Raw genomic sequence first — 17,971 nt, 5'->3', positions numbered from 1 at the left:
CACCTATCGAGTACTACGCACCTCGTGGAGACGAGGTGCCGTAGAGTGTACGCAGACAGGGGATGCGCGTGGCTTGGCTTGCGCCTCAGACCCCGAGGTAGGCCTGCAATTCCGGCAACGACTGACGCAGCTTCGACGAGTCGCCTTGCCACGCCACACGGCCTTTATCGACGATGTAGTGCTGGTCGCCGAGTTCGAGCATCGGTGCCAGATTTTTGTCGATGCAGAGGATCGACAGGCCGCTGCCTTTGAGTTGCTTCAGACATTGCCAGATTTCACCGCGAATGAGCGGAGCGAGGCCTTCCGTCGCTTCGTCCAGAATGAGTAATTTCGGATTCGTCATCAACGCACGGCCGATGGCGAGCATCTGTTGTTCGCCGCCGGACAGATTGCTGCCGAGGTTTTTCTCCCGCTCGCGCAGACGCGGAAACAGGCCGTAAATACGCTCGAGCGTCCACGGCGACGCCGCGCCATGCCGGTTGCCAGCGGTCGCCACGAGGTTTTCGCGCACGGTGAGCGTGGGAAATATCTGACGGCCTTCGGGGACCAGTCCCATGCCCGCCCGCGCAATGCGGTGCGACGGACTGGCGTGTACCGGTTGCCCGTCGAACACGATCTCGCCGCGTGCGGGGCGCATCAGCCCCGTCATCGACCTGACGGTGGTCGTCTTGCCCATGCCATTACGCCCGAGCAGGGTGACGAAAGCGCCGCGCTCGATGTTCAGTTGCATGCCGAACAGCGCCTGACTCGCGCCGTAGTACGATTCGACGCCGGATAAAGACAACAAGGTGCTCATGCTGTCGCTCCCAGCATTTCGTTGCGGGTTTCGTCCCCGAGATAGGCTTCGCGTACACCCGCGTCGCGGCGGATGGTGTCGGCGTCGCCGCAGGCGATAGCACGTCCGTAGACGAGTACCGTGATGCGGTCGGCCAGCGCAAACACGGCATCCATGTCGTGTTCCACCAGCACGATGCCGTAGTCGCCCTTGAGGTCGGCAAGCAGGTGCGTCATCTGTTCGGACTCGGCCTGAGACATACCGGCCATCGGTTCGTCGAGCAGCAGCAGTTTCGGTCGGCCAGCCAGCGCCATCGCCAGTTCGAGCTGACGGTGTTCGCCGTGCGCAAGCGCGCTGGCGGGGACGTTCATGCGGGCGGCCAGCCCGGTGCGCGCCAGTATTTCGCGCGCGGGTTCGACCAGCGCCGCTTCGCGGATCGCGGGACGCCAGAAGCCGAAGCTATGCCCCTGCATCGCCTGCACGGCGACGAGCACGTTCTCCAGCGCCGTGAATTCCCGGAAAACCGAGGTGATCTGATACGAGCGCGCCAGCCCGGCACGCGCACGTTGCTCGATGGGCACCGAGGTGATGTCGTGCCCGTCGAAATGAATGCTGCCTTCGTCGGAGCGCAGCTCGCCCGCCAGTTGGCCGATGAGCGTGCTCTTGCCCGCGCCGTTCGGTCCGATGATGGCGTGCAGCTCGCCCGGTGCGACGTCGAGACAGAAGTGATCGGTGGCGGTCAGTCCACCATAGCGTTTGACCAGTTGGTCGACATGAAGGAGGCTCATGCTTTGCCCTCCACGGTGCGCGTGCGACGCGACAGACGCACTTGCAGGTCGCCCAGCAGTCCGTACAGACCGCGACGCGAGACCAGCACCGCCACGACGATGAGCGGCCCGAAGATGATCATCCAGTGCTCTGTCATGCCCTTGAGCCATTCCTCGATGAGCAGCATCGCAGCGCTGCCCAGCACCGGCCCGAAGAACGAGCCGAGGCCACCCAGCACGACCATCACGATCAGTTCGCCCGAAGCGGTCCACGCCATATAGGCGGGCGAGACGAAGTGCGTGAGATTGGCGTACAACATGCCCGACACGCCGCAAACCATCGCGCTGATGACGTAGGCCACGAGCTTGTAACGCAGCGTCGGGTAGCCGAGGGCGCGCATGCGGCGGTCGTTCTGACGCGCGCCGCGAATCACCATGCCGAAGCGCGCTTCGACCAGACGGCGGCCCGCCCACACGCACAGGCACAGCACGGCGAACGCGACGTAGTACAGCACCGCCGGGTCGTCGAGCGTCACACTCCCGAAGCGGCTGCCCGCGTTGACGGGCAAGCCGTCGTCGCCGCCGTACTGCTTCAGGCTCACGGCGAGGAAGTAGAACATCTGCGCGAACGCCAGCGTGATCATGATGAACGCGATGCCGGTCGTGCGCAGCGACAGCAGGCCCGTGAGCGCGCCGACGAGCGCGCACAGCACCAGCGTCACGCCCAGATGCAGGAAGCCGTTATCGATGCCGTGGAAGCTCATGATGCCCACGACGTAAGCGCCGAGGCCCAGATACAGGGCATGCCCGAAGCTGACCATGCCGCCGTAGCCGAGAATCAGATCGAGCGAGACGGCGGCGATGGCGAACACCACGATGCGGCCGAAGAGGGTGAGGAAGAACGGTTGCTGAGCAAACGTCGCGTAAATGGGCACCAGCGCCAGCAGGACTAGCAGCAGTATCGGCACGGCGGTGCGTAGGTTGAGTTTCATTTCCATCGTTTCCATCGTCAGCCGTGTTTCACCGGGAAGAGACCTTGCGGACGCACCGCGAGGACCGCCGCCATCACCAGATAGATCAGCATCGACGCCAGCGCGGGACCGGCGGTGTCAGCCGTGCTGCGCTCCATCATGCTGCGCAGTATCGAGGGCAGGGCAGTACGGCCCAGCGTGTCGACCACACCGACGATGAGTGCTGCGAGGAACGCCCCGCGCACCGAGCCGATGCCGCCGATCACGATCACGACCATCGTCAGAATCAGGATCGGCTCGCCCATGCCCGGCTGCACCGACAGAATCGGCCCGGCCATAAGACCGGCAATCCCGGCGAGAATCGCGCCCAGCCCGAACAGCAGCGAATTGAGCAGCACGATGTTCACGCCGAGCGCACCGACCATCTGCCGGTGCGTCGAGCCTGCACGGATCAGCATGCCGATACGGGTGCGGTGAATCAGCAGGTAGCAGCCGAGCGCGACCACGAGTCCCACCACGATGATCAGGAAGCGATAAGCCGGATAGTCGAGACCGAAGAGGTTGACCGTCCCGGACAGCCATTCGGGCACTTCCATGTAATACGGCGACGGGCCCCAGATCATGCGCGCCAGTTCATTGAAGAACAGGATCAGACCGAAGGTCGCGAGTACCTGGTCGAGGTGATCGCGGTCATAGAGCGTCTTGAGCGCGACGAACTCGACGATCAGGCCGATCAGCAGCATTGCCGGAATGATCGCAATGGCGGCCAGCGCGAACGATCCGGTGTAGTTGTAGACGGTGGCGGCGATAAACGCCCCCATCATGTACAGCGAGCCGTGCGCGAGGTTCACGAAGTTCATGATCCCGAACACCAGCGTGAGTCCGGCGGCCATCAGGAACAGCAGCACCCCGAGTTGCAGTCCGTTCAGGCACTGCATGATGAAAAGCGTGAGGCTCATGTCGCCTCCCGGGGCAGGCCCATCTGACGGAAGATGGCTTGCGTGAGCGGGCTTTGCACGTCGTTCAGCGTGAGCACGATGTCGAAGTGGTTCGTGCCCGGCATCGGGACGTACTCGCCCGTGTAACCCTTCTCGCGCCACGCGGCGAGATAGTCGTCGGTCTGGCGCTTGAACTCGGGCGTCTCGGTCTCGCCGTAAGACACGACGAGCGGGCAGCCGCGCACGGGCAGGCGCAAGCACGGGCTGTTGCGTTGTGCGTCGTTTGCCGAGAGCTTCATCCATTCGTTGATGTGCGTGAACGGAATCGGCGTGAGGTCGAACAGACCGGACAGCGGCGCGGCGCCCGCGACGACATCTTCAGGTACACCGTATTCGGCATGCCAGCCCTGCGCGAGCAGCATGCCGACGAGATGACCGCCTGCCGAACTGCCACAGATGTGAATGCGGCGTGCGTCGCCGTGATGCTCGCCGATGTGACGATGGACCCACGCGAGTGCGCGACGCGTCTGGTCGACGATGGTGTCGAGCGACGCGCCCGGCGCGAGTGAGTAGTTGATAGTGACGACCGTGGCACCCGCTTGCGTGAACGCCGGAGCCATGTTGCTCGAATCGCTCTTGTTCAGCGCGCGCCAGTAGCCGCCGTGAACGAAGAAGAACACCGGCGCGCCGGGCTGCGGCGCGGGGAAGATGTCGAGCGTTTCGTCGGGGTGGTCCCCGTAGGCGACATCGAGCACGCACGGCACGGTGGCGCGGGCGTGCGCGCTCTGCTCGGCGTATTGCGTGAGGATGTCGAGAATGTTGGGGGTGGTGGCGCGAGCGTTGTACTGAACGTCCAGCTCGGCTTCGTCGAAATTGCGGTAGCGCTTCATAAACCCTCGATAGTGCTCAAAGACCGCGGGGGCTGGGCGCCCCCGCTTTACTGCATTGCACAACGTTGAGCGGCTTACGAGCGGATCTTGCACATCGACGCGAGGTTGGCGCGCGTCTTGATATCGATCTTGCCCTTGTTCGCGAAGGCGGCACCGCTGGCGTCCTTCACTACATCCACGCGATAGAACGGCGCGATGGGAAACTGGTTGCTGGCGAACTTGAACGATCCGCGCACGGACTGGAAGTCGGCGGACTTGAGCGCGGCGCGCAGCGCCTCGCGGTCGGTCACGCTGCCTTTCGTCTTGGTGAGTGCGGAGTCGATCAGGTTCGCGGCGTCGTACGACTGCGCGGCGTACATCGACGGCACGCGGTTGTACTTCTTCTGGAAGGCCGCAACGAATTGCTTGTTCTGCGCGTTGTCGAGGTCGGGCGAGTAGGGGGCGCTGGTAATGCTGCCTACGGCCTGTTCCTTCAGTGCGGGCAGGGTCGAACCGTCGATGGTCGACACGGAGATCAGCGGAATCTTGCCGAGCAGACCGGCCTGGCGGTACTGCTTGACGAAGTTCACGCCCATGCCGCCCGGGTAGAACACGTAGACGGCGTCCGGCTTGGCGGCGGCGAGTTGGGCGATTTCAGCCGAATAGTCGGGCTGGTTGACCTGCGTGTACACCTCGTCGACGATCTGGCCCTTGTAGTCGCGCTTGAAGCCGTTCACGGCGTCGCGTCCGGCCTGATAGTTCGGGGCCATCACGTACATCTTCTTGTAGCCGAGATCGGTCGAGAGCTGACCGCCGGCTTCATGCAGTTCGTCGTTGTCCCACGAGGTCGAGAAGAAGTTCGGCGAGCATTGCTCGCCCGCAATCGGCGTCGGGCCGGCATTCGAGCCGACCATGACCACGCCTGCGTTCGTCACGTTCTTGTGGATGGCCATCATGACGTTCGAGAACGTCACGCCGGTAATGAGCGAGACCTTGTCGCGCTCCACCAGTTTGGTCGCGGCCTGCACGCCGACGTCCGGCTTGAGCTGGTCGTCTTCCTTGATCACCTGCACCGGCACACCGCCGAGCTTGCCGCCCTTTTGCTCGACGGCGAGCATGAAGGCGTCGTACTGGTCCTGCCCGAGCGCGCCGCCCGGGCCGGAGAGCGTGCCGATGAAGCCGATCTTCACCTGAGCATGGGCACCGCCCGATGCGAACATCGCAGCAGCGGCTGCGATGGCACCCAGCACGGCGATGGCTTTGCGTTGCGTGGTCTTCGTTCCCGTCATCATGGTCTCCAAACGATGAATTCAAGCACTGTCAGCTGCGGACTCGCGCCGGGATACTTGACCGCTTCTTCACGTCGGTCATGGCAGGCCAGGCGCGTCAGACTAATTCAAAACTTCCAGAATTGTTTAAGCATCAAATATTTCTATGCCCAGCCTAAACGACGCCTTTTGCGTAGGCAAGCATTTTCAAAAACACCTCGGGAAAGCACCAGTTACAGCCCGAAGAACTCCAGTGCGTTCCCGGCCAGAATGCGGTGCCGCGCGTTGTCGTCGAGGCCCGGCTGATCGGCCACCAGACGCCCGATGTCCTGCTCGCCGAGCGGGAACGGGTGGTCGGAGCCGAGCATGATGCGCTCCACGCCCATCGTGTCCACGAGCAGACGCAGGGCGCGCGGATCGAACACGGCGCTATCCACGTAGAAGCGGTCCAGATAGTGCGACGGCGGGTGCGGGCTGTCGGCGCGCACGATGTCGCGGCAATGCCAGGCGTTCTCGGCGCGGCCGAGCAGGTAAGGGAAGGCGCCGCCGCCGTGCGCGAAGCACAGCTTGAGCGAGCGCGGCAGGCGCTCGAACGCACCGGAGAGGATCAGCGATAGGATGGACAGTTGCGTCTCGGCGGGCATGGCCACGAGCCACGGCATCATCCACTTCTTCATACGGCCGTCGGTCATCATGTCCCACGGATGCACCAGCACGGGGATGTGCTCGTCGCCGCAGTGCCGCAAAAACGCCACGAGCTGTTCGTCGTCCAGATCTTTTTCACCGAGGTGGTTACCGATTTGTACGCCGACGTGGCCGGTGGCCTTGGCGCGCGAGGCTTCGGCGCAGGCCAGGTCGAGGTCTTGCAACGGCACCTGCGCCATTGCCTTCAGACGGTTCGGGGCGTAGGCGCAGTGCTCGAGCGCGAGGTCGTTCATGCGCTGGACCCAGTCCATGACGGCGCGCCCGTCGTAGCGATAGCCGAACATGATCGGCGTGGCGCATACGACTTGCAGGTCGACGCCGTGGCGGTTGAGTTCTTCGATGCGCAGCGACGGATCCCACAGGGCGCGGTAGACCGGACGGAAGGCGCGATTGTCCAGCATGATGTTGCCGGTCTCGCCGCCCTCGTCGATCCGCAGCCACGGGGCGGTGGCGGCGTCGAGGCGGGCCGCTTCTTCCTGCGTGATGCGCGGGAAGAAGTGGGCGTGCATGTCGATTTTCTTCATGACGTGACGTGTGAGTGTCTGTGTGCCTGAGTGACGCGGCCGATCAGGCCGACGTCGCAGTAGTCTTGGGTTGTGCTGCGCGGCCCGGATGGATCTCGCCGCAGCCGGGGCAGCGACGCAGCGATTCGTTACCGTAGAACGCCTCGAAGAGCGGCGGCAGATCGGTCACGATGCTCTTGAGTTGGACTTCCACGCGGTGCACCAGCGTGCCGCAGCTCAGGCAGTACCACTCGAAGCCGTCGAGCAGACCGGCCGGGCGCTGGCGCTCGATCACGAGGCACAGACTGCCTTCCTCGGGACGCTGCGGCGAGTGGCGCACATGCGGCGGCAACAGGAAGATGTCGCCTTCCTTGAGATCGATGCGCTCGGGCTTGCCGTCGATCCAGAGATTGACCCAGGCATTGCCCTTGAACTGATAAAAGAACTCTTCGAGCGGATCGTCGTGATAGTCGGTGCGATGATTCGGACCGCCGACGACCGTCACGATGAAATCGCTGTCCTGCCAGACCTGCTGATTGCCGACCGGCGGCTTGAGCAGGTGCGCGTGATCGTCGATCCAGCGCTGGAAATTGAACGGCTTGCCATACGTCAACATGCTTGTCTCCCGGGTCATGTCGCGCGATGTTATGTGTGTCAGTCTGCGTGAGCGAAGGCTCAGCGTGCGCGCGGCGCATAGGCCACGCACTTGATTTCGATGAGCAGCAGCGGATGCGGCAGCTGATGCACGGCGACCGTCGTTCGGGTCGGGCCGTTCTCGTCGAAGTATTCGCCGTACACCTCGTTGTAGCCGCCGAAGTCGTTCATGTTCACGAGGAACGAGCCGACTTCGACGACGTCCGCCAGTGTCGCGCCCTCGCTCGCGAGAATGTCGCGAATGTTCTCGATGACGGCGCGCGTCTGCTCGCGAATGTCGAGCTGCGTGACGCCCAGCGCATCGACCTGCGCGCCGGCATACGAGTTATCGGGGCGTCGCGAGCTGGTGCCCGAGACGAACAGGAAGTCGCCTGCGCGTTTGATGTGCGGGAACTTGCCGCGCGGCTTGGCTTTGCCTTCGACCACGCGGGCCTGGGTGTCTTGCGATGCGCTCATGGATTCGAGTCTCCGTTGTGTTCTTGTCATGGGACGGCGCGCGGGTGCGGCAGCCTCGACCCCCATCGAGATTGCCGCACCGTCGCCTCCCTACATGGCTCTGACGTGCCGCGTTGTTTATAGCTTGATGCAGATGTTCGTGATTTCGGAATAAAAATCGAGCGAGTGACGTCCGCCTTCGCGACCGAGGCCCGAGAGCTTCACGCCGCCGAACGGCGTGCGCAGGTCGCGCAGGAACCACGTGTTCACCCACACGAGGCCCGTCTGGAACTGACGCGCCACCCGGTGCGCGCGTGACAGGTTCGTCGTCCACACGCACCCGGCCAGGCCGTAGTCGCTGTCGTTCACGCGGCGGATGACTTCGTCTTCGTTATCGAACGGGGCGACGTGGCACACCGGGCCGAAAATTTCTTCGCGTACGCAGCGGGCCGTGTCGGGGAGTCCCGTCCAGACCGTGGGTTGGACGAAAGCACCTTCGTCGCGGGCGTCGCCAAAGGTCGGGACACCGCCGCCGGTGACCACCGTCGCACCTTCTTCGACCGCAAGTTGATAGTACGAGAGCACTTTCTCGCGATGCTTGCGGGAAACGAGCGGGCCCATCTGAACGCCTTCTGCGTCCGGTGCGTCGATGCGCAGCGCGGCGGCACGCTCGGCGAGGGCGGCGACGAAGCGATCGAAGATCGGGCGCTCGACGTAGACGCGCTCCGAGCACAGGCAGACCTGGCCTGCGTTGGTGAACGACGAACGCACCACACCGTCGACCGCTTTGTCGAAGTCGGCGTCGGCGAACACCACGGCAGCGTTCTTGCCACCCAGTTCGAACGAGATTTCCTTCACGCCGTCGGCCACGGCTTTCATGATCGCGCTGCCGGTGCGTGACTCGCCGGTGAAGGTGATGGCGGAGACGTCCGGATGCTTGGTCAGAAACTCACCGGCTGAGTTGGGACCGAAGCCGTGCACGAGGTTGAAGACACCGGGCGGCACGCCAGCGGCGTCCATAACTTCGGCAAGCAGCGTGGCGGACGAAGGCGTTTCTTCCGAGGGTTTCGCAACGACGCAGTTGCCCATGGCCAGCGCCGGGGCGACCTTCCACGTGAAGAGCAGCAGCGGCAGGTTCCACGGCGAGATGATGCCGATCACGCCGAGCGGCTTGCGCGTCACGTAGTTCATGACGTCGCCGCCGTCGGCTGCGCGCATCTCATAGACTTCGCTACCTGCGGTCTTGATGAGGTCCGCAAACATACGGAAGTTGGCGATGCCACGCGCGATGTCGAGCGTGCGGGCCTGTTCCTCGGGGCGGCCGGTGTCGGCGACTTCGGCCGCGACGAACTCGTCGAAACGTGCCTGAATGCCGTCGGCGATACGGTGCAGCACGGCGGCGCGCTCGGCGGGCGTGGTCTTGCCCCACGGGCCGTCGTGCAGGGCGCGACGGGCGGCGCTCACGGCGCGGTCGACGGTGGCGGCATCGGCTTCGCACACTTTCGCGACGAGGTGGCCGTCCACCGGGCTGACGTTATCGAACTGGCGATCGGTGGCGACGAACGCACCATCCACGTAATGCCGCAGCAGCGGCGCATTCGCAAGGCTCACGAGGTCTCCTGGAGCGGATTGTTTTGCGGGGCGGCAGGTCGCCGGTGACGCCGTGCAACGTAGCGCCACGGCACAACCGCCGGATGCTCACAAGTCTAGGCAACCGTCGATATAAAAAATAATGAAATCTATCGTGGTGTCTATTCCTTAATGGAATAGATGAGGGGGAGGCGCTGGTGGGACTTCCGGGACGTCTCCCCTGCATTCGTTAGGATGCCGCCCGAACGGCACCAAAGTCGTGTCGAAAGCCGAAGATCTGCGGAGGTCTCATAAAGTGATGCGCCGCATAGAGGCCAGGATGGAATCTCCTACCACCTGAAGGAGATTCGTCATGATGGAAGTTACCCAGCAGTCAACTGTGCCTGTCGATGTCGCCTCGCAGCAGGAGCCGCCGCAGGCGCGGGGGCAAGAACATATCAGCACAGACTTCGCCGGTGCTGCGCACCTCGCGAATCAGAGTTCGGCAAATGTAACGACAGAAGGCCTTAGTGCTTGTCGGGACTATATGGACACGCCGCCGTATTCCCACTATGCCCTGGCGAGTGCTCAAACAAGAACCGATACGGGTGGGAGCAACGCGTACCTCGGCGGCAAGTTCGTATTCGGCGAGGGTGGGGAAACGGTTTTCATACCGTCACCGGACACCTGCACTGGAACCCCATACGGTGCGAGCGGGCTCGGGTTTGCCCGCGATGTACACCGTTCGATCGCTCCGACATATGAGGGACCAGACGACCATTGGGAGGATGGCGCGCCACGCAATATCGATATGCTGGGACGGCGTGGAAAGTGGCCAGCACCGCCGCCATGGGGATTGCTTTCGGATGGCCAGCGAGCCTATCGGATAGGCAGTGGTGGGTTTGGCGGTAACGCACCGCTCGAGGGTGAGCGCAACAACGGCGGGGGGATGGGCGATCTTTTTGACATGACGGATGTGCAAGGATATTCGGCGGGCCTGCAAACCCATCGGATTGCAGGCGCGGGGCCTTCGGGTGTTTGGCCCGACGATCGCCTGTGGGACGGAGATTTTTCTCAAGTAAGGCACGGAAGATTGTCTTCGACGGGTGAGCAGCCACCCCGGGTGCACGCCACGTTCAATGTCGCCGCAAACGTGCCAGTGAGCGTTCAATTTACGACCCCGGAAAGCTCTGATGCCCGTCAAGGATCGAATCGACAGATTCCCACAGGTTATTCGCAGCGCGTCGCGACGGGCACCGATCAGGGGAGACACCTTCTGGCCGCACCCCGAAACGGTGCTGTCGGTTTCGCCGCGGCACCATCGACTCAAGCGGCGCCGCCGAGTGACCATCATATCGACGAGCCCACCCAAAAATTCGTTGCCGAGTGGTCGGCGGTGATCGGCAAAGGGCCCGAGATTAGCAACCAGTTCCTTATGGGGATAATCGACAACTCCGTCACAGCAGTCAAAAATAGGATCCACGCGGGGCTGGAGCGTGCATTGATCATGATGCTCGGACAGATGGCCGAGCATCTGAGATTTCCGACGCTCAAGAAGCTTCTCACGCAACCGAACGACAATACCTTGGACCTTGTCGAGAAGCATCTGCCGGATATCGGCAAGGTGATCCCAGAAAAACAAAAGAAAGAACTGACTGACCTTCTGGAAAGCGTTGGCATCAAGTGGCCGAAGTTGTTTGGCTGAAGCAGCGCGTATTCGTACGCCCCATGCGACGCCGCTTATATGCTGGCGTCGCATTGTCACAGCTATTACCGCCGATCCTGATGGGACGGCTCCCGCCGCATTCGTTGGGACGCCGCCTGAACGGTGTGCACGCCGTGTCGAAAGCAGAAAATCTACGGACGTCTCATGAAGTGATGTGCCGCATAGCGGCCAAGATGGAATCTCCTACCCCCCGAAGGAGAACCGTCATGAACATTGGAATCACCCCCACAACGTTGTCTACCGTTGTCGCCTCGCAAGAGTCACCGCAGACGCAGCGGCCGGAACACATCAGCATAGACTTCGCCGGTGCCGGACACTCTGCGAATGTGGGGGGAGGCATGCCATATGCCCTGGATATTGGAGGCCAGAATGCCCCGGAGAGGCTCCTTCCGACAGCCACTGGAGCCGGTGCTGCGAATGTCGCGGCCGCCCCGAGTCAAGCGATGCCGCCGAATGCCAGTCGTATCGACGCGAACAACGAAAAATTCCTTGTCGATTGGGCGAAAGCGGTCACAGAGGGGCCTGACACTTGGGACAAGTTCTATCTGGGAGTCATCGGAAATTCCGTCGCTGCGGCCGAAGCGAGGCTCCACACGGGGCTAAAGAGTACATTGATCACGCTGCTCGACAAGCTGCCCGAACATCTGAGACTGTCGGCGCTCACGCAGCTTCTCACGCACGGGAAAGGCAATACCCTGGACCTTGTCACGAAGTTTCTGCCGACGATCGAGGAGGCGATCCCTGAAAAGGATAAGAAAGCACTGACCGGCCTTCTGGATAGCATTGGCTTCGAGCCGGAAAAGGCAACTGCCTGAAGCGGTGAGCAATCGCACGCCCCATGCGACACCGCACTCATGTCGGTGTCGCAGTGGCTAGCGCAATCCCCCGCGCCTCAACGATGCGAATCGTGACTCACACGCGCCCGCGCTTCACGCAGTTCGCGCGGATCGCGCTCCTTGCCTATGGCTGCTGGGGGCAAGTCGCTGTCCAGACATTCGACCAGATGGGCGTTGAGCACGGCAGCCAGCCCTTCTCCGCCGCGTCGCATCACGTAATTGTGGTTCCAGCGGAACAACGGTCGGGCCAGCGGCGCGAGCTTGTTCATCCACTCACGCCGCGTATGGACGTCCCACGCATAGCGCACCACCGTAATCGAGCCTTCCGTCTCGAAGCGCCAAACCCCCGTGCCTTCGGCCTCGCCCGTGGCGACACTGCGCACCTCGCGCATCGGGTCGATGTGCGTGATGCGGGTTTCGAAGGTCAACGAGTAGGGCAGCGCCCCGTGCCACGTCAGCTCGCGTACGGCGCCGATACCGTCGGCGTCGCCAGGATCGAGCGTGCGCACCTCCCGCACGCAGGGCCACCAGCGGGCCCAGTGGTCGACGTCCCGTAGCGTGTCCCAGACTTCGTTCAGCGGCGCGGTGAGCCGCCACAAGGTGAGGAAGTGATAGTCGTTCATGGCCGTTCCCGGTCGTGGGTGGTGAGTGTCCTCATGCCGTGATGCCCCCCGTCGAGAGGGGGGATTTTCAGTATAGGCGGCATCCCGAAGAGCGTCGGAAGGCCCGTTTCGATAGCCGCAAATGGCTACGTCCGGGTGGACAAGGCGCCGATCCAGCGTCCATGAGGTTTCCCGGACTGTCATGAATCCGTCAAATTGTCTCCATAGAATCCCGGAGTGAAAACGTTTTCGTAAACGTTTACATTTGCGTAAAATCCGTCAACTTCAAAATTCGACGGTCCAGATAAAAGGAGCGGGTGTGGCTGATATTCGGGATGTGGCGCAGCGGGCAGGCTGTTCGATCGCGACGGTGTCGCGCGCGCTGAATTCGCCGCAACTGGTGCGTCCCGAGACGCTCGCCCGCGTGCAGGCGGCCGCCGCCGAACTCAAATTCCGTCCCAACGCGCTGGGCCGCCAACTGCGTGGCGAGCGCACCGGCCTGATCGGCGTGATGCTGCCCACGCTCGGCAACCCGGTCTTCGCCGATTGCCTCGAAGGCATCGAAGCCGCTATCGACGGCACGGGCCGCCGTCTGCTGCTCGTGACCACCCAATATGATCCGGAGCGCGAGCGCAACGCCATCGAAACCCTGCTGCAACAAAGGGTCGACGGCTTGCTGCTGACGCTCGCCGATGCCGAACACAGTGCGCTCGTCGACGACCTCGCGGCTGAGGGCGTCGCGTGCCAGCTAGTCTACAACGACGCCCCCGAGCGCCCGTGCGTGTCCGTGGACAACCGCGCAGCGGCCGCGCAGGGCGTGAACATGCTCATCGAAGCCGGACATCGCGACATCGTGATGGTGACGGGGGCGCTGCATGCGTCCGACCGCGCCAAGCGGCGCTATCTCGGCTACGGCGACGCCATGCAGGCCGCCGGTCTCACGCCGTTGCCCGCGTTCGAAATCGACTTCAACAGCGGGGCACGCGGCGAACGGGTGCGCGAATGGCTGGCGCAACTTGAGCGCGACGGCGCGCGCCCCACGGCGCTGTTCTGCTCCAACGATCTGCTCGCGCTCGGTGTCATGCGCGCGCTGCGCGAAGCCGGTCTGCGTGTGCCGGACGACATCTCAGTCCTCGGCTTCGACGGCCTCGCCGTGGGCGAACTGCTCTCGCCGACGCTCGCGACCGTGGTGCAGCCCAGTGTGGAGATCGGCCGTCATGCGGCGCAGCGTCTGCTTGCTCAGATCGATGGACGCGTAGGGGCCGCCGGTGTGACGGCGTCGCACGACCCGTCGCTCAGCCACGCCCTCATCCTGCCGCACGAGATTCGCCGGGGCGGCACAGTGTCGGCCCCGCCCGCCAGACAAGCATGACGATACGCACCACCGGTTTCGAAGCAATCGCAGCACTGCAGTACGTAGGACCCCAGTACTAGCAAGCAAGAAAGTGGCCGACGACCGACTCCATCAAGAGAGTGCGGCATTGGCCGAGGCAATCAGGCATCGGGCCGCAAGGCCTGTACCACACGGTAGAAACGTAACCTGCGGCGGCACACGCGTGCCGCCAACGCTCAGACTTTCAGGAGCCCAGAAATGAAGCTTTGGATCACCCGCGCCGCTCGCACGCTGGCGTTGTTCACCTTGCTCGGCGCTGGCGCCGCGCATGCCCAGCAGACGGCGATCTGCTACAACTGCCCGCCGGAATGGGCGGACTGGGCCGGTCAGGTCAAGTCGATTGCACAAGACACCGGCATTCGTGTGCCGCTGGACAACAAGAACTCGGGACAAGCGGTCGCTCAGCTGATCGCCGAACAGAAGGCCCCGGTCGCCGATATCGTCTATCTGGGCATCACGTCGGCTATCGAAGCGGCGAAGAAGGGCCTGCTCGCGCCGTACAAGCCTGCAAACTGGGATCAGGTGCCTGCCAACCTGAAGGATCCGAACGGCATGTGGACGACGATCCACTCGGGTACGGTCGGCTTCTTCGTGAACCGCGATGCCCTGGAAGGCAAGCCGGTGCCGCGTTCGTGGGCCGACCTGCTCAAGCCGGAATACAAGGGCATGGTGGGTTATCTGGACCCGAGCAGCGCCTTCGCAGGCTACGCGGCCGCGATTGCCGCCAACCAGGCGCTCGGCGGTTCGATGGACAACTTCGGCCCGGCCATCAGCTTCTTCCAGAAGCTCAAGGCCAACGCGCCGATCGTGCCGAAGCAAACGGCATATGCCCGCGTGCTCTCGGGTGAAATCCCCATCCTGATCGACTTCGACTTCAACGCTTACCGCGCCATCTACAAGGACCGCGCCAACGTGCAGTTCGTGATTCCGATGGAAGGTTCGGTGTCGCTGCCGTACGTGATTGCGCTTGTGAAGAACGCGCCGCACGCCGACAACGGCAAGAAGGTGATCGATTACACGCTGTCGGACAAGGGCCAGGCCCACTGGGCGCAAGCGTTCCTGCGTCCGGTTCGCGCCAGCACCATGCCCGCCGACGTCGCCGCGAAGTTCCTGCCTGCTTCCGACTATGCCCGCGTGAAGCCGGTCGATCTGCAAAAGCTTGCCGCACAGCAGGACGCGTTCGGTCAGCAGTATCTGAAGAACGTGCGCTAAGTCCTCGCGACTGAACGCACGGTAATGTCCAACGAGGAAGAGGAGCAAAGCAAGCGATGCGTGACCTGACTCTGCCGCGCGGCTGGCGCGTGGCACTTCTGCTACCGGCACTGGCGGTCTTTCTGGCCTTCTGGCTTTTGCCGATGGCCGCACTTGTGCAGGTAAGCGGCGACGGTCACGCGTTCGAGACCTATCGCGCCATTCTCACCAATGCGCGTTATCTCGATAGCCTGTGGCAAACCGTGGTGCTGTCGGCCCTTGTCACACTGGCTACTCTGGCGTTGTCGCTTGTGGCGGGCCTCTTCCTCACCCGTCATGACTTTCCGGGCAAATCGGCACTCGTGTCGATGTTGACCCTGCCGCTGGCGTTCCCCGGCGTGGTGGTCGGTTTCATGGTCATCATGCTCGCGGGACGTCAGGGTCTGATCGGCGATCTGACGTCGAAACTCATCGGCCACAAGGTCGTGTTCGCGTACTCGCTCACGGGCCTGTTTCTCGGTTATCTGTATTTCTCGATTCCGCGTGTGATTCTGGCCGTGATGGCCGCCGCGGAATCGCTCGATCATTCGCTCACGGAAGCGGCGTCGTCGCTGGGCGCAGGGCCCTTCGCGATTGCCCGCGACGTGACGCTGCCCGCGCTCGCCCCCGCGCTGATCGCCTCGGGCGCGATGTGCTTCGCGACCTCGGTCGGCGCGTTCGGCACGGCCTTCACGCTTGCCACCGACATCGACGTGCTGCCAATGACCATCTACACCGAGTTCACGCTCAACGCCAACGTGGCGACGGCGGCGGCCCTTTCGGTGATTCTCGGCATCGTCACGTGGGCAGTGCTGATGCTTGCCCGCAATTTCACTGGGCAGGCTGTCGCCGCCGGAGGTTGATCCGCATGCTCAAGAAAACCCTTTTCACGCTGCAACTGCTGCTCACGCTGCTGATGTGCGCGTTCTTGCTGATACCGGTGGGGATGTCGATTCTCGCCGGGCTGTCGGTGAACTATTTCCGTGGCCCGTCGGCCGGTCTCACGTTCAAGTGGGTGATTCAGGTCTGGCAGGACTATCACGACGCAATTCTGAATTCGTTGTACGTCGGCGTCGCCACATTGGTGCTGGTCGCGCTGCTCGGCGTGCCCGCCGGTTACGTGCTCGCCCGCTGGCAGAGCCGTTTCGCGCGCTGGATCGAAGAACTGCTCACGTTGCCCATCGCGCTGCCCGGACTGGCGAGCGCGCTGGCGCTCATCAGCGTGTACGGCGGCATGCGCGGCTTTCGCGAAAGTCTGGCATTCATCGTCGTGGGGCACGTGATCTTCACGCTGCCGTTCATGGTGCGTGCGGTGGCGGCGGCCTGCGCCGACTCGCGCATCAAGATGATGGAGGAGGGCGCAGCGAGTCTCGGCGCGAGCTTCCTGCGACGTTTCATGACGGTGGTGCTGCCTAACATCCGCGGCGAAATCGTGGCGGCGGCGCTGATCGTCGTGACGCTCTCGCTCGGCGAATTCAACCTCACGTGGATGCTGCACACGCCCGACACCAAGACCCTCCCGGTGGGGCTGGCGGACGCCTACGCGTCGCTGCGTCTTGAGATCGGCAGCGCATACACGGCAGTGTTTTTCGTGCTGATCGTGCCGCTGCTCATCGTCATGCAGATGACGGCCCAACGGGCAAAGGTCCGCAATTCTCGCGGGCGCACCTGATTACGGATATGACGATGAAACTGACTTCCATCCCCATTCATCTCGAACGCTGTGCCAAGACGTTTCACGGCAACACCGTCCTGCAGCCGCTCGATCTGACGATCGGTGCGGGCGAGACGCTGGTGCTGCTCGGCCCGTCTGGGTGCGGCAAGACCACGACCCTGCGCATGATCGCCGGGCTTGAGCGCCCCGACGCCGGCGGACGCGTTCGCTTCGGCGACGAAGACGTCACGCGCCTGCCTATCGAGAAGCGTCGCGTTGGCATGGTCTTTCAGAATTACGCCCTGTTCCCGAACTTCACCGTACGCGGCAATGTGGCGTACGGTCTCAAGTTGCGCGGTCTGCCCTCGGCGCAGATCAACAAGCGTGTGGACGAGTTGCTTGATCTGGTGCATCTCACGCCCTACGCAGACCGCGCGATCGCACAGCTCTCCGGCGGTCAGAAGCAGCGCGTCGCACTGGCGCGTGCGCTCGCACCGGAGCCGCGTGTGCTGTTGCTCGACGAACCGCTCACTGCCCTCGATGCCAAGCTGCGCGAGACGGTGCGCGCGGACATGGACCGTCTGCTGCGCGGGCTGGGCGTGACGACGGTGTACGTGACACACGATCAGGACGAAGCGATGGCGCTCGGCGACCGCATCGTGGTGATGAGCGCGGGCCGTATCGAACAGATTGGCGCGCCGCGCGACATCTATTACCAACCGGCGTCGCGTCACGTGGCGAACTTCGTCGGCACGCTCAATCGTCTGGCCGGTGTGTGGCGTGACGGGCACTTCCATCTGGAAGGCGGTCGCGTCGAATGCCCGAACGTGCGTGCCGATGTGCAGGAGTTGTACTTCCGCCCCGAGGACGCCATGGTCGTGCCCGCTGGCGACGCCCCGCTGACCGGGCAGGTCGAAGAGGTGCAGTTCCTCGGCGACCGCACGCGTCTGACGCTCAGTGGCGTGTCCACGGCCGGTGCGGTGCTCGTCGAAGTTTCCAGCCGTCGCGAGTGCCGCGTCGGCGATAAGGTGGGCCTGTCGCTGCCCGCCGCCCATGTCTTTTCGCTTCACGGATAA

General features: G+C 63.3%; 18 protein-coding genes. 7 read left to right on the top strand and 11 right to left on the bottom strand.

What is annotated here, in order from left to right:
* Positions 1 to 85: 85 nt before the first annotated feature.
* From NTU39_RS18785 to NTU39_RS18740, 10 genes are all read right to left on the bottom strand, one after another.
* Entirely contained in the window at positions 86 to 796 is a 711-nt protein-coding gene (locus NTU39_RS18785; RefSeq protein WP_039396980.1) for an ABC transporter ATP-binding protein, read from the bottom strand.
* Entirely contained in the window at positions 793 to 1,563 is a 771-nt protein-coding gene (locus NTU39_RS18780; protein WP_150666094.1) for an ABC transporter ATP-binding protein, read from the bottom strand. The genes NTU39_RS18785 and NTU39_RS18780 overlap by 4 nt, the downstream gene beginning before the upstream one ends.
* On the bottom strand, positions 1,560 to 2,534 hold the full coding sequence (locus tag NTU39_RS18775) for a branched-chain amino acid ABC transporter permease (protein ID WP_150666095.1): 975 nt from the start codon (positions 2,532 to 2,534) through the stop codon (positions 1,560 to 1,562). Before NTU39_RS18775 ends, NTU39_RS18780 begins: the two co-directional genes overlap by 4 nt.
* A gap of 17 nt (positions 2,535 to 2,551) precedes the next feature.
* Positions 2,552 to 3,472, bottom strand: a complete 921-nt coding sequence (locus tag NTU39_RS18770; RefSeq protein WP_150666096.1) for a branched-chain amino acid ABC transporter permease — start codon at positions 3,470 to 3,472, stop codon at positions 2,552 to 2,554.
* Positions 3,469 to 4,341 carry an alpha/beta hydrolase gene (locus NTU39_RS18765; protein ID WP_150666097.1) on the bottom strand — a complete coding sequence of 291 codons (873 nt, stop codon included), beginning with the start codon at positions 4,339 to 4,341 and terminating at the stop codon, positions 3,469 to 3,471. The genes NTU39_RS18770 and NTU39_RS18765 overlap by 4 nt, the downstream gene beginning before the upstream one ends.
* A gap of 74 nt (positions 4,342 to 4,415) precedes the next feature.
* Positions 4,416 to 5,609, bottom strand: coding sequence for an ABC transporter substrate-binding protein (locus NTU39_RS18760; protein WP_150666137.1), 1,194 nt, complete (start codon positions 5,607 to 5,609; stop codon positions 4,416 to 4,418).
* 212 nt (positions 5,610 to 5,821) lie between these two features.
* Positions 5,822 to 6,817: an amidohydrolase family protein gene (locus tag NTU39_RS18755; protein WP_257958278.1), complete on the bottom strand. Its 996-nt coding sequence runs from the start codon at positions 6,815 to 6,817 to the stop codon at positions 5,822 to 5,824.
* A 43-nt stretch (positions 6,818 to 6,860) separates the two neighbouring features.
* Entirely contained in the window at positions 6,861 to 7,412 is a 552-nt protein-coding gene (locus tag NTU39_RS18750) for a 3-hydroxyanthranilate 3,4-dioxygenase (protein ID WP_150666099.1), read from the bottom strand.
* 59 nt (positions 7,413 to 7,471) lie between these two features.
* A complete protein-coding gene (locus tag NTU39_RS18745) occupies positions 7,472 to 7,906 on the bottom strand; it encodes a RidA family protein (RefSeq protein WP_150740123.1) in 435 nt (144 codons plus the stop codon).
* 117 nt (positions 7,907 to 8,023) lie between these two features.
* Positions 8,024 to 9,496, bottom strand: coding sequence for a 2-hydroxymuconic semialdehyde dehydrogenase (locus NTU39_RS18740; RefSeq protein WP_257958277.1), 1,473 nt, complete (start codon positions 9,494 to 9,496; stop codon positions 8,024 to 8,026).
* 331 nt (positions 9,497 to 9,827) lie between these two features.
* On the opposite strand from NTU39_RS18740, the gene NTU39_RS18735 reads away from it, so the two are divergent.
* Entirely contained in the window at positions 9,828 to 11,159 is a 1,332-nt protein-coding gene (locus tag NTU39_RS18735) for a hypothetical protein (protein WP_257958276.1), read from the top strand.
* Positions 11,160 to 11,386: 227 nt separating this feature from the next.
* On the top strand, positions 11,387 to 11,995 hold the full coding sequence (locus NTU39_RS18730; RefSeq protein WP_257958275.1) for a hypothetical protein: 609 nt from the start codon (positions 11,387 to 11,389) through the stop codon (positions 11,993 to 11,995).
* A gap of 77 nt (positions 11,996 to 12,072) precedes the next feature.
* Here NTU39_RS18730 and NTU39_RS18725 read toward each other — a convergent pair whose 3' ends face one another.
* A complete protein-coding gene (locus tag NTU39_RS18725) occupies positions 12,073 to 12,639 on the bottom strand; it encodes an SRPBCC family protein (protein WP_257958274.1) in 567 nt (188 codons plus the stop codon).
* Between the two features lie 298 nt (positions 12,640 to 12,937).
* On the opposite strand from NTU39_RS18725, the gene NTU39_RS18720 reads away from it, so the two are divergent.
* From NTU39_RS18720 to NTU39_RS18700, 5 genes are all read left to right on the top strand, one after another.
* A complete protein-coding gene (locus NTU39_RS18720) occupies positions 12,938 to 13,990 on the top strand; it encodes a LacI family DNA-binding transcriptional regulator (RefSeq protein WP_150666105.1) in 1,053 nt (350 codons plus the stop codon).
* A gap of 219 nt (positions 13,991 to 14,209) precedes the next feature.
* Positions 14,210 to 15,223: an extracellular solute-binding protein gene (locus NTU39_RS18715; protein ID WP_150666106.1), complete on the top strand. Its 1,014-nt coding sequence runs from the start codon at positions 14,210 to 14,212 to the stop codon at positions 15,221 to 15,223.
* 56 nt (positions 15,224 to 15,279) lie between these two features.
* Entirely contained in the window at positions 15,280 to 16,104 is an 825-nt protein-coding gene (locus tag NTU39_RS18710; protein ID WP_039397005.1) for an ABC transporter permease, read from the top strand.
* A 5-nt stretch (positions 16,105 to 16,109) separates the two neighbouring features.
* Positions 16,110 to 16,913 (top strand): ABC transporter permease, encoded by an 804-nt coding sequence (locus tag NTU39_RS18705; RefSeq protein ID WP_039402597.1) that lies wholly within the window; start codon positions 16,110 to 16,112, stop codon positions 16,911 to 16,913.
* Between the two features lie 14 nt (positions 16,914 to 16,927).
* Positions 16,928 to 17,971 (top strand): ABC transporter ATP-binding protein, encoded by a 1,044-nt coding sequence (locus tag NTU39_RS18700; RefSeq protein WP_150666107.1) that lies wholly within the window; start codon positions 16,928 to 16,930, stop codon positions 17,969 to 17,971.

Source organism: Pandoraea commovens (genome assembly GCF_024704525.1).
Classification (GTDB): Bacteria; Pseudomonadota; Gammaproteobacteria; order Burkholderiales; family Burkholderiaceae; genus Pandoraea; species Pandoraea commovens.
Note: the sequence above shows the minus strand (reverse complement) of the source record. Positions and strands in the feature narration are given on the sequence as shown.

Excerpts from the sequence above, each read along its gene's own strand:
- NTU39_RS18785 (WP_039396980.1), bottom strand. The coding sequence starts at position 796 with ATGAGCACCTTGTTGTCTTTATCCGGCGTCGAATCGTACTACGGCGCG.
- NTU39_RS18780 (WP_150666094.1), bottom strand. The coding sequence starts at position 1,563 with ATGAGCCTCCTTCATGTCGACCAACTGGTCAAACGCTATGGTGGACTG.
- NTU39_RS18775 (WP_150666095.1), bottom strand. The coding sequence starts at position 2,534 with ATGAAACTCAACCTACGCACCGCCGTGCCGATACTGCTGCTAGTCCTG.
- NTU39_RS18770 (WP_150666096.1), bottom strand. The coding sequence starts at position 3,472 with ATGAGCCTCACGCTTTTCATCATGCAGTGCCTGAACGGACTGCAACTC.
- NTU39_RS18765 (WP_150666097.1), bottom strand. The coding sequence starts at position 4,341 with ATGAAGCGCTACCGCAATTTCGACGAAGCCGAGCTGGACGTTCAGTAC.
- NTU39_RS18760 (WP_150666137.1), bottom strand. The coding sequence starts at position 5,609 with ATGACGGGAACGAAGACCACGCAACGCAAAGCCATCGCCGTGCTGGGT.
- NTU39_RS18755 (WP_257958278.1), bottom strand. The coding sequence starts at position 6,817 with ATGAAGAAAATCGACATGCACGCCCACTTCTTCCCGCGCATCACGCAG.
- NTU39_RS18750 (WP_150666099.1), bottom strand. The coding sequence starts at position 7,412 with ATGTTGACGTATGGCAAGCCGTTCAATTTCCAGCGCTGGATCGACGAT.
- NTU39_RS18745 (WP_150740123.1), bottom strand. The coding sequence starts at position 7,906 with ATGAGCGCATCGCAAGACACCCAGGCCCGCGTGGTCGAAGGCAAAGCC.
- NTU39_RS18735 (WP_257958276.1), top strand. The coding sequence starts at position 9,828 with ATGATGGAAGTTACCCAGCAGTCAACTGTGCCTGTCGATGTCGCCTCG.
- NTU39_RS18730 (WP_257958275.1), top strand. The coding sequence starts at position 11,387 with ATGAACATTGGAATCACCCCCACAACGTTGTCTACCGTTGTCGCCTCG.
- NTU39_RS18725 (WP_257958274.1), bottom strand. The coding sequence starts at position 12,639 with ATGAACGACTATCACTTCCTCACCTTGTGGCGGCTCACCGCGCCGCTG.
- NTU39_RS18715 (WP_150666106.1), top strand. The coding sequence starts at position 14,210 with ATGAAGCTTTGGATCACCCGCGCCGCTCGCACGCTGGCGTTGTTCACC.
- NTU39_RS18710 (WP_039397005.1), top strand. The coding sequence starts at position 15,280 with ATGCGTGACCTGACTCTGCCGCGCGGCTGGCGCGTGGCACTTCTGCTA.
- NTU39_RS18705 (WP_039402597.1), top strand. The coding sequence starts at position 16,110 with ATGCTCAAGAAAACCCTTTTCACGCTGCAACTGCTGCTCACGCTGCTG.
- NTU39_RS18700 (WP_150666107.1), top strand. The coding sequence starts at position 16,928 with ATGAAACTGACTTCCATCCCCATTCATCTCGAACGCTGTGCCAAGACG.